This is a genomic window from Clostridium rhizosphaerae, assembly GCF_016765585.1.
In the GTDB taxonomy this organism is placed as follows: Bacteria; Bacillota; Clostridia; order Clostridiales; family Clostridiaceae; genus Clostridium_AT; species Clostridium_AT rhizosphaerae.
This window is the reverse complement of record NZ_JAESWC010000018.1, coordinates 170,955-185,670: the sequence shown is the minus strand read 5'-3', so window position 1 is coordinate 185,670 and position 14,716 is coordinate 170,955. Positions and strand designations below refer to the sequence as shown.

Annotated in this window: 17 protein-coding genes; all 17 read left to right on the top strand. The window is 31.1% G+C overall.

Features of this window, described 5'->3' with window-relative positions:
* The first annotated feature begins 13 nt into the window (after window positions 1-13).
* The 17 genes from JK636_RS19700 to aroA all read left to right on the top strand — a co-directional run bounded on the left by JK636_RS19700 (window position 14) and on the right by aroA (window position 14,712).
* A complete protein-coding gene (locus tag JK636_RS19700; RefSeq protein ID WP_202750694.1) occupies window positions 14-1,459 on the top strand; it encodes a UDP-N-acetylmuramoyl-L-alanyl-D-glutamate--2,6-diaminopimelate ligase in 1,446 nt (481 codons plus the stop codon).
* Complete coding sequence (locus tag JK636_RS19695) at window positions 1,460-2,842, top strand: UDP-N-acetylmuramoyl-tripeptide--D-alanyl-D-alanine ligase (protein ID WP_202750693.1); 1,383 nt, start codon at window positions 1,460-1,462, stop codon at window positions 2,840-2,842.
* A gap of 15 nt (window positions 2,843-2,857) precedes the next feature.
* Window positions 2,858-3,829: a phospho-N-acetylmuramoyl-pentapeptide-transferase gene (mraY, locus tag JK636_RS19690; RefSeq protein ID WP_202750692.1), complete on the top strand. Its 972-nt coding sequence runs from the start codon at window positions 2,858-2,860 to the stop codon at window positions 3,827-3,829.
* Window positions 3,830-3,844: 15 nt separating this feature from the next.
* Complete coding sequence (gene spoVE, locus JK636_RS19685; RefSeq protein WP_202750691.1) at window positions 3,845-4,954, top strand: stage V sporulation protein E; 1,110 nt, start codon at window positions 3,845-3,847, stop codon at window positions 4,952-4,954.
* A gap of 188 nt (window positions 4,955-5,142) precedes the next feature.
* Entirely contained in the window at window positions 5,143-5,910 is a 768-nt protein-coding gene (locus tag JK636_RS19680) for a cell division protein FtsQ/DivIB (RefSeq protein WP_202750690.1), read from the top strand.
* 10 nt (window positions 5,911-5,920) lie between these two features.
* Window positions 5,921-6,637, top strand: a complete 717-nt coding sequence (locus tag JK636_RS19675; protein ID WP_202750689.1) for a DUF881 domain-containing protein — start codon at window positions 5,921-5,923, stop codon at window positions 6,635-6,637.
* Between the two features lie 15 nt (window positions 6,638-6,652).
* Window positions 6,653-7,006, top strand: coding sequence for a small basic family protein (locus JK636_RS19670; RefSeq protein ID WP_202750688.1), 354 nt, complete (start codon window positions 6,653-6,655; stop codon window positions 7,004-7,006).
* Window positions 7,003-7,740, top strand: a complete 738-nt coding sequence (locus JK636_RS19665) for a DUF881 domain-containing protein (RefSeq protein WP_202750687.1) — start codon at window positions 7,003-7,005, stop codon at window positions 7,738-7,740. The genes JK636_RS19670 and JK636_RS19665 overlap by 4 nt, the downstream gene beginning before the upstream one ends.
* A 172-nt stretch (window positions 7,741-7,912) precedes the next feature.
* Window positions 7,913-8,563 (top strand): YggS family pyridoxal phosphate-dependent enzyme, encoded by a 651-nt coding sequence (locus tag JK636_RS19660; protein WP_202750686.1) that lies wholly within the window; start codon window positions 7,913-7,915, stop codon window positions 8,561-8,563.
* A 22-nt stretch (window positions 8,564-8,585) separates the two neighbouring features.
* Complete coding sequence (locus tag JK636_RS19655; RefSeq protein WP_202750685.1) at window positions 8,586-9,047, top strand: cell division protein SepF; 462 nt, start codon at window positions 8,586-8,588, stop codon at window positions 9,045-9,047.
* Between the two features lie 14 nt (window positions 9,048-9,061).
* Window positions 9,062-9,337, top strand: coding sequence for a YggT family protein (locus tag JK636_RS19650; protein ID WP_207751783.1), 276 nt, complete (start codon window positions 9,062-9,064; stop codon window positions 9,335-9,337).
* Window positions 9,337-10,107, top strand: a complete 771-nt coding sequence (locus JK636_RS19645) for a YlmH family RNA-binding protein (protein WP_202750684.1) — start codon at window positions 9,337-9,339, stop codon at window positions 10,105-10,107. The genes JK636_RS19650 and JK636_RS19645 overlap by 1 nt, the downstream gene beginning before the upstream one ends.
* A 12-nt stretch (window positions 10,108-10,119) precedes the next feature.
* A complete protein-coding gene (locus JK636_RS19640; RefSeq protein WP_202750683.1) occupies window positions 10,120-10,755 on the top strand; it encodes a DivIVA domain-containing protein in 636 nt (211 codons plus the stop codon).
* 73 nt (window positions 10,756-10,828) lie between these two features.
* Window positions 10,829-11,911, top strand: coding sequence for a 3-dehydroquinate synthase (gene aroB, locus JK636_RS19635; protein ID WP_202750682.1), 1,083 nt, complete (start codon window positions 10,829-10,831; stop codon window positions 11,909-11,911).
* The gene (locus JK636_RS19630; protein WP_202750681.1) at window positions 11,908-12,597 is read left to right on the top strand and encodes a 5'-methylthioadenosine/adenosylhomocysteine nucleosidase; all 690 of its coding nucleotides are present in this window, start codon (window positions 11,908-11,910) and stop codon (window positions 12,595-12,597) included. The genes aroB and JK636_RS19630 overlap by 4 nt, the downstream gene beginning before the upstream one ends.
* Before the next feature lie 11 nt (window positions 12,598-12,608).
* A complete protein-coding gene (gene aroF / locus JK636_RS19625) occupies window positions 12,609-13,409 on the top strand; it encodes a 3-deoxy-7-phosphoheptulonate synthase (RefSeq protein WP_202750680.1) in 801 nt (266 codons plus the stop codon).
* A gap of 4 nt (window positions 13,410-13,413) precedes the next feature.
* Window positions 13,414-14,712 carry a 3-phosphoshikimate 1-carboxyvinyltransferase gene (aroA, locus tag JK636_RS19620; protein ID WP_202750679.1) on the top strand — a complete coding sequence of 433 codons (1,299 nt, stop codon included), beginning with the start codon at window positions 13,414-13,416 and terminating at the stop codon, window positions 14,710-14,712.
* Window positions 14,713-14,716: the final 4 nt, after the last annotated feature.

Here is a 14,716-nt window from a genome sequence, read left to right as displayed (position 1 = left end):
GAGTGTGATATATATGAAGCTGAAAGATTTATTAAAAGGGATAGAATACAGCATAATAAAGGGCAGTAATGACATAAATATTAATAAGATACAATATGATTCAAGAATGGTTGAAAAAGATGATGTATTTTTTTGCATACAAGGATTTAAGGTTGACGGACATAGATATGCTCAAAAGGCTGCTGACTGCGGTGCTGCTGTAATAGTGTGCGAAAATGAAGTTGATATAAATGGTGACTGTGCGATAGTCAGGGTTTCTGATTCAAGAAAATCCTTAGCCCTAGCTTCTTCAAATTATTTTGATGACCCTTCTAAAAAACTTAAGATGATTGGAATTACAGGAACTAATGGGAAAACCACTTCTACATATATGATGAAATCAATTTTAGAACAAGCCGGCTTTAAAGTTGGTTTAGTTGGAACGATTGCAAATTATATAGGTGATAAAAAAATACCATCTCATAGGACAACACCAGAGTCACTAGAATTAAATGAGCTTTTTAACGAAATGGTAAACTCAGGAGTTACTCACTGTGTAATGGAGGTATCTTCTCACTCGCTTTCACTTGACAGAGTATATGGAATAAATTTCAATGAAGGGATTTTTACTAATCTTACACAGGATCATTTGGATTTTCATAAGACCTTTGAAAATTATTACAATGCAAAACTACAGCTTTTTAAAGCTAGTGAAACTTCTATTATTAATATTGATGATGAATATGGAAAAAGAGCATTTGAGGATATTAATGGGAAAAGGCTTACTTTCGGGTTAGATAGTGATACAGAAGTTAATGCAAAAAATATAAACATTCATTCTAAAGGAATTGAGTTCGAACTTCACTATAAGGGTAAAAGTGTTCAAATTAACTTAAATATACCAGGGAAATATAATGTGTATAATGCTTTAGGAAGCGCTGCAGCCTGCCTTCTAGAAGGGGTAACCTTAGAGCAGGTTAAAGCAGGACTAGAAAGTGTATTTGTACCAGGTAGATGTGAAATAGTGAGCAAAAATTATAACATTGGTTTTGAAATAATTGTTGATTATGCTCATTCACCGGACAGTTTGGAAAATATATTAAAAACTGCAAGAGAATTTACTAAAGGTAGATTAATATGCGTATTTGGCTGTGGCGGAGACAGAGATAAGACAAAACGTCCTATTATGGGAAATGCGGCAGCAACCTTAAGTGATATTGCAGTCGTTACTTCTGATAATCCTCGTTCAGAGGAACCTATAAGAATTATAGAAGATATTCTTGAAGGTATAAAAACAGATAATTATGTGGTTGTGGAGAATAGAAGAGAGGCTATAAAGGAAGCAGTAAAGCTTGCTAAAAAGGATGATGTGATAGTTATTGCAGGTAAAGGACATGAAGATTATCAGGAATTGAAAGATAGCGTTATACATTTTGATGAAAGAGAAATAATTGCTGACATAATAAAGGAGCTGTTTTAAATGGAAAAGTTAACCTTAAAGGAAATAATTCAGGCAGTTGATGGAGAATTCCTTAAAGAAGGTAAAGAAGTAATATATGAGGCAGTAAGCACTGATACAAGATCAATAGAAAAAAACAGTATTTTTATAGCGTTAAGAGGAAGTAATTTTAATGGCAATAATTATGCAGTTGAAGCTAGTGAAAAAGGTGCTAAGATATGTATTATTGATGAAATAGCCTTTAGGATAGAAGATTTTTCTGATGAGGTTTCAGTAATAAAAGTAAAAGATACAAAACAGGCTTTATTGAGCTTAGCTGAATACTATAGGAGTAAACTAAGTATAAAGGTTATAGGTATTACAGGTTCCACAGGAAAAACCTCTACAAAGGACATTGTAGCTGCTGTATTAAGTTCAAAATATAAGGTATTTAAAACAAAAGGAAATTTCAATAATGAAATTGGACTGCCTTTAATGATATTCAAGTTAGATAACGAATATGATGTAGCTGTTCTTGAAATGGGAATGAGCAACTTTGGCGAAATTCATAATTTAGCTAAGACTGCAAGACCGGATATTGCTATTATAACTAATATAGGGGTATCTCATATTGAATATTTAAAATCAAGAGAAAATATACTTAAGGCAAAGATGGAAATTACAGACTTTTTTGAAGGTAACAACAGCTTAATAATAAACAGCGATAATGATTTGCTTAAAGAATTAAATAATCTGACCTTTAATTTAATACGAATAGGTACTGAAGATAAAAATATAGATTTTAAGGCAGATGAAATAATTCTTAAAGAAAATTATATAAATTTTAGGATTATTGATAAATATGGTTTTGAATCTCCTGAATTTACAGTTAATATACCAGGAAAACACAATGTGTTAAATACCTTGCTTGCAGTTGCCTGCGGTAAACTACTTGGTCTTAGTTATGAACAAATGATTGATGGAATTAAAAGTTTAGAATTTACATCTATGAGACTTGATATTGTTAAAGGTTCTAAGTTTACCATAATTGATGACTCTTACAATGCCAGTCCGGACTCAATGAAGGCTGCAATTGATGTGCTTTTAAATTTTAAAGGCAATAGAAAGATTGCTGTGCTAGGAACAATGAAAGAATTAGGAAATATGTCCTATGAGCTTCACAAAGATATAGGCAGATATGCAAAAGAAAAAGATATAGATTTACTAATTGTTTCAGGTGAATTTACCGAAGCGTATATAAAAGGCTTTGAAGATATTAAAAAAGTTCTTTCTTATGAGGATAATGAAAGAATATGCGATTTCTTGAAAAATGATATTGAAAAGAATGATGTGATATTAGTAAAAGCATCAAGGAGTATGAAATTTGAAAAAATCGTCAATAATCTTAAGGTGATAAATAGCTAAAGAGGGGATAGGGTAATGTATAGAATAGTTTATTCGGTTTTAATAGCATTTTTTATATCTATAATTTTGGGACCTATTTTGATTCCTTTGCTGCATAGACTAAAGTTCGGTCAGAATATAAGGGAAGAGGGCCCCAAAAGTCATCAAAAAAAAGCCGGGACTCCTACAATGGGTGGAATAATTTTTATTATATCATCTTTTATAACTATGGCGATTTTAGTCAGAAAGCCAAGTGATGAAGCTATGGTAGCTCTTTATGCTTTTATAGGCTTCGGATTAATAGGTGCTCTTGATGACGGGTTAAAAATATTGCATAAAAAAAACTTAGGTCTTAGAGCTTTCGAAAAAATGATACTTCTTTTAGTAGTATCAGGAATTTTAGCTTATTATGCAGCAACAAATACAAATATAGGCACTACTATTATTGTTCCTTTTGTTCACAAAAACTTTTATGTGAACTTAGGATTTTGGTATGTACCTTTTATAGTTATATATTATACAGCAACAACTAATGCAGTTAATTTAACTGATGGTTTAGACGGGCTTGCAACATCTATAACATTGCTTGTTATGACCTTCTTTGCATTAGTAAGCTTTGGACTTGGACATTATACCTTATCCATATTTTGCGGAGTTATTGCAGGTGCTTTGTTAGGCTTTTTAAGATACAACGCATTTCCTGCTCAAGTTTTTATGGGAGATACTGGCTCACTTGCTTTAGGAGGAGCTGTGGCTACTGTTGCAATGATACTAAAGCTGCCACTTTTAATTTTAATTGTAGGTGGCATTTATGTAGTTGAAGCTCTATCTGTAATACTACAAGTGGCATCCTTTAAGCTTACAAAAAAGAGAATCTTTAAAATGAGTCCTATTCATCATCATTTTGAGCTTTCAGGATGGCATGAAACAAAGATTGTTTCAATATTTTCCATAATAACTGTTATATTATGTCTTATTGCATTTTTATCGCTACCAGCAATTATCTAGGAGGATACATTGAGTATGAAAGAATCCAATGCAAAAATGGGCTCAATTGATTTTATTCTTTTTTCAGCCATTATGATTCTTGTAGCAGTCGGGGTTGTTATGGTATTTAGCGCAAGCTCCTATAGTGCATTTTTTAGTAAAGCTTATAATTACGATAGTATGTTCTTTTTGAAAAAACAAGGTTTATCGGCAATTATAGGGGTTACAGCAATGTTTTTTATGATAAAAATTGATTATCATAAAATAAAGAAGTTTACAAAAGTTATAATGTTATTAACTATAATACTTTTATGCGTAGTATTTGCGTTCAAGCCAATAAATGGTGCAAGAAGATGGATACCTATACCTGTGTTTAATCTTCAGCCATCAGAAATAGCAAAATATGTAATTGTATTGTATATGGCTAAAAGTATTGAAGCAAAGGGAGAAAAGATAAAAAGCTTTGTTTATGGAATTCTTCCATATCTGATGGTTTCAGGATTATATGCGGGATTGGTAATAGCTGAAAAAAACCTAAGTATTGCAACAGTAATAATGTTAGTTACTTTGATACTCTTATTTGTTGGCGGGGCAAGATGGATGCACTTCATTCAGCTCATAGGAGTAGTTGGGGTCTTTGGTACACTGGGAATAATTCTAGAACCATACAGACTGGATAGATTTAAGAGCTTTTTAGATCCGTGGAAGGACCCTAAGGGGGACGGATATCAGCTTATTCAGTCCCTACTCGCTTTAGGATCTGGAGGTATCACTGGCGTTACTTTAGGAAAGTCAAGGCAAAAGGCCTATTACATACCAGAACCGCATAATGACTTTATATTTTCTATTATAGGAGAAGAATTAGGTCTTATAGGTTGTACAGTAATAATAATACTTTTCTTAATTGTTATATGGAGAGGTATTAGAACAGCTATAAGGGCAAAGGATACATATGGAACACTTTTGGCAGTTGGAACTACTTCTGTTATTGCTATACAGGCTATAATAAACATAGCTGTTGTATCAGGTTCAATGCCTGTTACGGGAGTTCCTCTTCCGTTCATAAGTTACGGAGGTTCATCACTATTATTTAATCTTATGGCTATGGGAATATTGTTAAATGTTTCTAGACAATGTAGTACATAAAAGCATTGCATTTGCAGTGCTTTTTGTGTTATTAAAAACTAAAAATTATATACTAATTTTAGTAAATTTATTAAAAATATCTTATAATTTTTGTGAAAAATAAATAAAAAACTTAATGAATTTAAACCTATAAAGTGGTATTATATATATGTGATTTCCCATATACTTTGATGAGGTGCGTGTAAAAATTGAAAAATGCTTTAGTAAAAACAGATAATCAACTAATAATAAACAGAAGAAAGAGAAGAGCTATAAAAAGGACTATTATTTCATTAGTTCTATTAGTATCTGTTACAATTACTTTGTGTTTAAAATTAACTTATTTTAATATTGCATATATAAGCGTAATTAACAATCATACTATAAATTCTGATGAAATTGTAAAATTGTCTAAAATTAATAAAGGTATAAATATTTTTTATTTAAACTTTAAAAGTGTGCAAACTAATTTGCAAAGCAATCCGTATATATTAAGTGCAGATATAAGTAGAAAGCTTCCTAATACTATAGTTATTTCAATAAAAGAAAGAGAAGCAGTATTTTATTCTAAAAGAGATAATAAATACTTGATTATAGATAAAAATGGTATTGTCCTTGAGGAAAAGGATGATATCTCGCAAATGAAATTAACTAACCTCCAAGGTTTCGATACTAAAGAAGTCAAGATTGGAGAAGTTATACCCTCGCAAGATAAAAGAAAAATTGAAAATATTTCTCTCATCACGGAGCTTATATCAAATAACTCCAGCGGTATAGATATAACAAGCATTGATTTGTCAAACGATCTAAATTTGTTGGCTTATTCAAATAATATGTGCATTAAACTTGGAAATGGCAATATAAAGGACAAACTTAATAAAGCACTAAATGTTATTGTAACCAGCAATTTGAAAGATCAAAAGGGATATATTGATGTAAGTTATGAAGGTAATCCTGTAATTTTTACAGAAAAATAGGAGGTTAATTATGAGTAAATATAAATCCCAATTAATTGTAGCTTTAGTTTGCTGTATACTTGGATTTATGCTTGCCTATCAATTTAGAATATTAAATAAAAATGCAGGCGTTTCAAAAGTAAAAGAGACAAATACTGATATAACAGTTGAACTGGAACAGTATAAAAATCAAAAAGCAGAACTTCAAAAAAATATAGATGATCTTCAGAAGAAGGTCAGCTCCTATGAGGAAGCTGCTGCAAGCAAAAGCAGTGAAACAAAAAATTTGTTAGAAGAAGTTAAGAATACAAGACTTCTTATGGGAGCAGAAACTGTTCAGGGGACGGGGATTACAATTTATATTAATCCCAAAACTAAAATGCTGCAAAATGATGTTACAAATGAGCAGATTACTGATAAGCATTTGGTGTATTTAGTTAATGAGCTTATTTCTGCAGGGGCTGAGGCAATATCTATTAACGATATAAGAATAACTCCAAGGACAGGAATAAGAACCTCAGGTGCAAATATCAGAATAAATGAAGAAAATGTATCTCCTCAACAGAGAATAACAATAAAGGCTATAGGAAATAAAAATTTGTTAAACAGTGCAATGTCTTTTCCAGGAGTATTTAATGATTTTAAAGCTATAAGCGACTATAAATATGAAACTTCTGACAATATTACTATAAATAAATACAACTACGGAAAAAGTCTGAAGTTTGATTATGCAAAACCAGTTAAATAATGAAGAGGTGAAAGTATGATAGCAATTATTGGATTGTTGATAGGTGTTGTTGTTGGTTTAACTTGGAATATTAATATACCAGATAAATTTTCTCCATATATGTCTGTAGCAATACTCGCATGTCTTGATTCTGTTTTTGGTGCCTTAAGAGCGGCACTTTCTAAAAACTTTAGAGCAGACATATTTATTTCAGGTTTTTTTGGTAATGCGGTTTTAGCTGCAGCCCTTGCTTACCTCGGAGATAAACTAAGTGTGCCTATATATTTAGCAGCAGTTATTGTGTTTGGAGGTAGAATATTCGATAACTTTGCAATTATAAGAAGACTTATGATGGATAAGGCAAAATCACACAATGAGGTGATTAAATGAAAAATAACGAATCCTCATTATTTGTATTTATAGCTACAATAATTGTTGGGATTTTAATTTCATTGAATATCAATTTTAATAGAACCTATAACAGAGTATTCCTAAGCACAAAGCAATACCAAGATGCATATAGTCAAAGAAATAAACTTAGAAGTGATATAAGCAGTCTTGAAGAGGAGTATAGTGAACTAAATAAAAAATTGACTAGTTTTGAGAATGTGGGTCATGGACACACAAGTGTCAGCAATGTCAGTAATGAAATAGAGGATGAACTTACTAAAAATAAAATGATATTAGGTACAGTGGACGTTGAGGGAGAAGGTATTATACTTACTTTAAAAGATATTAGCAATGATTTATATTTTTATAGTGATGATGACCCAAATTTAATGGATAAGATAATTCATAATTATGATATATTTACTCTTATTAATGATCTAAAAATGGCTGGGGCAGAAGCTATCTCTATTAACGGTCAAAGAGTTAATGACAGGACCAGTGTTATATGTGATGGTTCTTTATTGGAAGTTAATGGTGTAAAAATAGCATCGCCTTTTAATATCAATGCTATAGGAAATAAGGAAAGTCTTAAAACTTACATGCTCGGAGATGAAAACTATTTAAGATATATGATGGCTAGAGGAATTTATGCAGATATAGCTGAAAGTGATAATGTTAAAATTCAAGCATATCCCTTTGATATTGATGAACAATTTCTTAAATCTACAAAATAAAACTATAACCTGTCAAAGTAATATTATTATCTTGACAGGTTAAATTTTATTAAAATATATAATTTAAATGAAGGATTTTTATAATTTTTGAAGAATACTATATATAGATAGGTATATAAAAAATAATATTACATAATTCAACAAATAATTTTGTTTAAGGGAGACGATAATATTGTCTATAGAGGAGAATATTAGCGAAATAAAGAAAACACTGCCAAAAAATATAACTCTTATTGCTGTGTCAAAAACCAAAAGTGTGGAGTTTATAGATGAAGCTTACAATACTGGCATAAGAGATTTTGGAGAAAATAAGGTGCAGGAGCTTATTGATAAAATTGATAAACTACCTAATGATATAAACTGGCATTTTATTGGACATCTTCAGACAAATAAGGTTAAGTATTTAGTTGGAAAAGTAAGTTTAATACATTCATTAGACAGTGTTAAATTACTTAATGAGATAGAAAAACAATACAAGAAAAATAATCTAACTGCTAATGTTTTAATAGAGATAAATATAGGTAAAGAAGATAGTAAATCAGGCATTTTTGTTGAACATTTAGATGAACTTATTTCTGCCTGCGAGACATGCGAGCATGTAAAGGTAAAAGGGTTAATGGCTATAATACCCAAAGGCCATGAGAATGTTTGCAGAAAGCATTTTGGACAAATGAAGAGCATTTGGGATACTTTAAAAAGTAAATCTTTTAATAATTTAAGTATGGAATACCTTTCAATGGGGATGACAGAAGATTATGAACTGGCGATAAAGGAAGGCTCTAATATGATTAGAATTGGTACAGGAATTTTTGGATTAAGATAAAAAAGACATAGGAGGAAATAAAATGAGTGGAAAAATGATGAACAAGGTAATGGGATTTTTAGGTCTTGAGGAAGAGGTTGATTTTGATGAAAGAGAAGAAAGAGAAGAAATGGCTCTTGATTCTGAAGAAAGTGAAGTAGAGTCAATTTTTACTTCAAATAAGAAACAAAGCAATAAAGTTGTAAATATACATACTGCTGCTTCAGCAAAGGTAGTTATTATAAAGCCAAATGATTATGATGAGGCTGCAAATATTTGTGATAATCTTAAAAATAGAAAGATTGTTGTTGTAAATACAACTTCTCTTGAATCAAAGGTTGCGCAAAGACTTTTAGACTTTATAGGCGGGGCTTGTTATGCATTAAGCGGAGAACTTCAACAGGTTGAAAAAGGAGTATATATTTTATCACCGTCAAATGTTGAGGTTTCAAATGATTTAAAAAATGAACTGACAAGCAAAGGAATATTAAACTGGACTAAGTAAATCTGGAGGAAATTATGAGTAATACTATAATTAATGCTGTAAATATTCTGTTTAATCTTTTAGAATATGCAATTTTTATTGATGTAATATTATCTTGGTTTTTAAGAGGAAGAACCAATGCTTTTGTTGATATTCTTCACATATTTACTGAGCCATTTATGGCACCTGCAAGAAGACTCCAAGAGAAATTATTTCCTTCAATGATGCTTGATTTCTCTCCGATTATTGCATATTTTGTTTTAGTTATTCTTCGCGTAGTTGTTATTTCTATTGTAGGAATGATTTTTTAATGGATAAAAAGAACTTTACAAATAGTATTTCATCTGAGGATAAAAGCTTAATATCAAACCTTTATGATAAAATAAAATTGGCAGAGCTTACATATCAGCCTGTTTTTACAAATGAATTTGTTTCGCCAAATGTGTGGAAAGGTATTGAAAGCTTACAAGCTAATTTTGATGTGAATATTTTTTCCTATGGAATTTTTCAAGACAGTGAGAGAAGAATTTTAGCTTTTTCTAAAGATGAGGTTTATGATTATCCTGTGAAGATCATTAGGATAGAAAATAAGTCTAAATTTATAAAGCTGGAGCATAAGGATTACCTTGGAGCATTAGTGGGACTTGGAATAAGGAGAGAAAAGCTCGGCGATTTAGTTATAGATGAGGGCATTTGCTATGCAGCAATTTGCGAGGATATCTTTGATTACTTAAAACTTAACCTTAACAAGGTAGGAAACTGCCCTTGTGAGATAAGATTAGTAGATTTACATGATATACAGCAAATAAGGAAAAACACTAAGGATAGTATTATTTCTACTACTTCACTTAGGCTTGACTGTATAGTGAGTTCTTTGTGCAACTTGTCTAGAGCGAAAGCTGTTTCATTAATTCAAAGTTCAAAAGTACTTGTTGACTATAGTGAAGTTTTGGAAAAGGATTTTAATATTGAAATAGACAGTATATTAACTATAAGAGGATATGGAAAATTTAAAATTTCAGAGCAGACTGGAGCTACTCAAAAAGGTAGATTAAAATTATTAGTTAAAAAATACATATAAGAGGTGGTAAGTTTGAAAATAACAGCAATGGACATAACAAATAAAGAGTTTAAAAAAGTTTTTAGAGGATATTCAGCAGAGGAAGTTGATGAATTTTTAGATAAAATAGCTGAAGACTACGAAGCTTTATATAAAGAGAATTCTTCAATGAAAGAAAAGGTTACGAGTTTAACAGATAAAGTAGAGCACTACGCTAAAATGGAAACTACTATACAAAACACTTTAGTTTTAGCACAAAATGCAGCTGAACAATCTAAGAGTATTGCGCAGAAGGAAGCGGATTTAATTATAAAAAATGCTAATGAGTCAGCTCAAAGAATTTTAGATAAAGCCCATAATGATGTTATGAAAATTAATGATGACTATGAGCAGTTAAAGCAGGAGTTTGTTAAATTCAGAGCTAAATTTAAAAACTTTATGAATACTCAAGTTGAAATGTTTAATTCACTTGAAAAAGATTTTATTAAGAACTATAATATTGGATCTACTGTTGAAGATACTATAAAGGAAAAAGATATAGATCTTGAAGATTCTTTTAATGCAGAGCCTGGAAAGGAAAAGAACTTCAAAGTAAAAAGTATAAATGATGAGGATTTAACTGAAGATAATTTAAGTGAAATTAAAAATTTCTTTGTAAAAGGAGATTAACATAATCTCACTCTTAGGAGTGGGATTTTTCTATTTATTATTATACTGGCAATAGCAGCAAGGAGGTAGTAACATGAATATTCTTAAGGTAGCTGACTGCTATAATGTATATATTGATAATTCCTTTGAAGGGTTTTATGATGTTCTAAAAGCTAATATTAATGAAAATACAAAAATATTTATTGTTACAGATAGCTGTGTACATAAAAAATATGAAGCTTTGTTTATTGAGTTTGCAAATACACTTAATGCTAGTTTATGCGTTTTTAACCATGGAGAAGACAATAAAAGTATTGATACTATAAGTTTCATTTATAACCATCTGCTTGAAAACGAGGCAGACAAAAATAGTGTTATAATAGCAATAGGCGGCGGGGTAGTGGGTGATATGGCTGCCTTTGCGGCTGCAACCTTTATGAGAGGAATAAAATTTATCAATGTTCCAACTACTCTTGTTTCTCAAGTAGATAGTTGTATTGGAGGAAAATCGGGATATAATTATAGAGGGATTAAAAATATTATTGGGTGTTTTTATAATCCGAAACTGGTTTATATATCTACTCATTTTTTAAAAACACTTAGCAAAGAACATTTGTTAGAAGGATTTGGAGAAATAATAAAATATGGTGTCATTATGGATAAGAACATTCTTGATTTTTTGAATAACAATTCAAGCGGCTTGTTTTCATTCGAAGATTCAATTTATCTATCTATTATAAAAGAATGTTTAAAAATCAAAGCAGAAGTTATTGCTCAAGATTATAACGACAAAGCTTTTAGAAATATATTGAATTTCGGACATACTACAGCTCATGCAATTGAAGCAGAATCTGGTTATACAATTCCTCATGGAATTGCTGTAGCTTTAGGGATTCTTACGGCTTTAAAGTTATCTGAAAAGCTTCTTAAACTAGAAAGCGATGTATATAAAAATGCAATTAAGCTGTATACAAAACTAGGCCTGCCAACAAGCTATAAAGTTGACAATTATGAAGCGTTTTTGTATGCTATAAAGCATGATAAGAAGAATAATGATAAAATAAACTTTGTGTTATTAGAGAATTTGAATAAGTGCAGAATCAAAGTTGAAGTAAAAGAAGATGATATACTATGGGCGCTTAAAAACAGTATTACTATGGAGGTATTTAATAAATGATTGGTATTATAGGAGCAATGGATGAAGAAGTCGAAATTCTATTAAAGGAAATAGAATTGGAAAGAAAAGAAAACAAAGCTATGATGGAATTTAACTGTGGAACACTTTGGGGACAAAAAGCTGTTGTAGTTAGAAGCGGAATAGGTAAAGTTAATGCTGCTGTTTGTGCTCAGATACTTGTAGATGATTTTAATGCGGATTATATAATTAATGTAGGTATAGCTGGAGGAATTGGAGAAAACATAAATCCAGGTGATATAGTAATAGCAGATAATCTTGTGCAGCATGATATGGACACCGCAGCTTTTGGAGATAAGCTTGGCCAAATCCCAAGGCTTGATACCTTTGATTTTAAGTGTTCTACAGAGCTAGTAGAAAAAGCACAAGCGGCCTGCAAAAAGCACCTTGCAAGTAAAAGCTTTCTTGGTAGAATTGTTACAGGTGATCAATTTGTAGCTGATTTAACAAAAATTAAATGGCTAAAAGATGAATTTGATGCTTTGGCGTGTGAAATGGAAGGCGGCAGTATTGCTCAGGTTTGTTATTTAAATAATGTACCTTTTGTTGTAATAAGATCCATTTCAGACAATGCTAATACGGGTGCACATATGGATTATGAAAAATTTAAATATATAGCAGTAAATAATTCAGTTAATATACTTAGAGGAATGCTAGAAAATATGTAGGTGATTGATTAATGAAAGACTTGTTAGTAGACAAAAGCAGTGGTAATGACATCAAAGTAAAAGTAAGAGATACGATAATCGGAGGCAATGAAAAAGTTATTATTTCAGGACCGTGTTCTGTAGAAAGCTATGAAATAATGGTTAATATTGCAAAATCTCTTAAAGTTATGGGTGTTAATATGCTTAGAGGAGGTGCCTTTAAGCCGCGAACATCACCATACGATTTTCAAGGGCTTCAATATGAAGGTTTGAAAATTTTGAGTGAGGTTTCTAAAAAAGTTGACATACCTGTAGTGACTGAAGTAATGGATATAAGGGATATAGAAGAAGTTATAAAATATGCTGATATGGTTCAAATAGGTTCCAGGAATATGTATAATTACCCTCTTTTAAAGGAACTTGGAAAAATTAACGTTCCTATACTTTTAAAGAGAGGGATAAGTGCAACCTTATCAGAATGGCTTTATGCAGCGGAATATATAATAATTGGAGGAAATGAAAATGTTGTTCTTTGCGAAAGAGGCATAAGAACCTTTGAAAGCTATACAAGAAACACATTGGATCTAAATAGTGTTGCAGTTATTAAGGAGAAGTATAGATTGCCTGTCATAGTTGATCCTAGCCATGGAACTGGGCTTAGAGAGCTTGTTCCAGCTATGTCTCTTGCTTCTATTGCAGCTGGAGCAGATGGCCTTATAATTGAAAGTCACATAAATCCAGACAATTCTGTATCAGATGCAAGACAAACAATTTCATTAGATAGCTTAAAAGAAATAATTAATAATATTCAAAAGCTAAAGAGGAGTTTGTAATTATATGAAGGTAAAACTTCAACCAAAAAATCAGACAATAAAAAGTATGTTAGAATTCAAAGGTGACAAATCTATAGCTCATAGAGCATTGATAATAGGAGCTTTAGCAAAAGGAAAGTATAAAATATCTAATTTTCCAGACAGCATGGATTGTTTGTCTACGTTAAACTGTATGAGAAAACTTGGAGTAAATATTGATTATCGAGGCAGTGGCATTTTAGTGTCTTCACCAGGCTATGAAAATTTTAAATCATCACTAGGTACGCTTGATGCAGGTAATTCAGGAACAACAGCAAGACTTATGTGCGGACTTCTTGCAGGCTGTGGTATCGAAGCTGTTATAGATGGTGATTATTCTCTGAGAAAACGCCCTATGGGAAGAATTATTCAGCCCTTAAGTCAAATGGGAGCACAAATATCAAGTGAAAATAGCAGGATACCTTTAAGTATCAAAAAAGCAAATCCTCTAATTGGTATAAATTATGAAATGCCTGTTGATTCAGCTCAAGTAAAATCCAGTATTTTAATTGCGGGATTTTTGGCCCATGGACATACTACAGTTTTGGAAAAAAACTTTACCAGAGACCATACTGAAAAAATGTTTAAAGCATTGGGTTCAGATATTGAGATAGTTGATAAGAGCATATCGATAAAAAAATCAAATATTAAGGCAAAAGATATGTATATTCCCGGAGATATCTCTTCTGCTGCGTTTTTAATTGCAGCAGCTTTATTAAGCAAAGATTCTTCCATAAGGATTAATAACATACTATTAAATAAAAGAAGAAGAAAATACTTGGATATACTGCTGCTTATGGGAGCAGATATTGAGTATAAAGTTTCTGATATATACAATGAAGAAGAAATAGGATATATAGAAGCTAAAAGCAGCTCACTTAAAGGAATTAGTATTTCAAAAGATATTATACCAAGTATCATAGATGAAATTCCAATGCTTGCAGTGCTAGCGGCCTTCAGCAGCGGAAAGACTGTTTTTGAGGGCATACAGGAACTTAAATATAAGGAAAGTAATAGAATTGAAGCTGTTGCTGAAAATCTTAAAGCGGCAGGTTTATGTTTGAGCTATTCCGATGAACACATGGAGATAATTGGAGAAAATAAATTTTTAGAAAAAGAAATACATATAAAATCCTTTGGTGACCATAGAATAGCCTTGGCTTTTGCTGCTATGTCAGTAAGAAATAAAAATATCACAATAGTGGATAATTGGGAATGCACAAATATTTCTTTTACTGATTCTTTAAAATATTTCAGTGAATTTTTAAATATAACTACCTGCTAGTAAT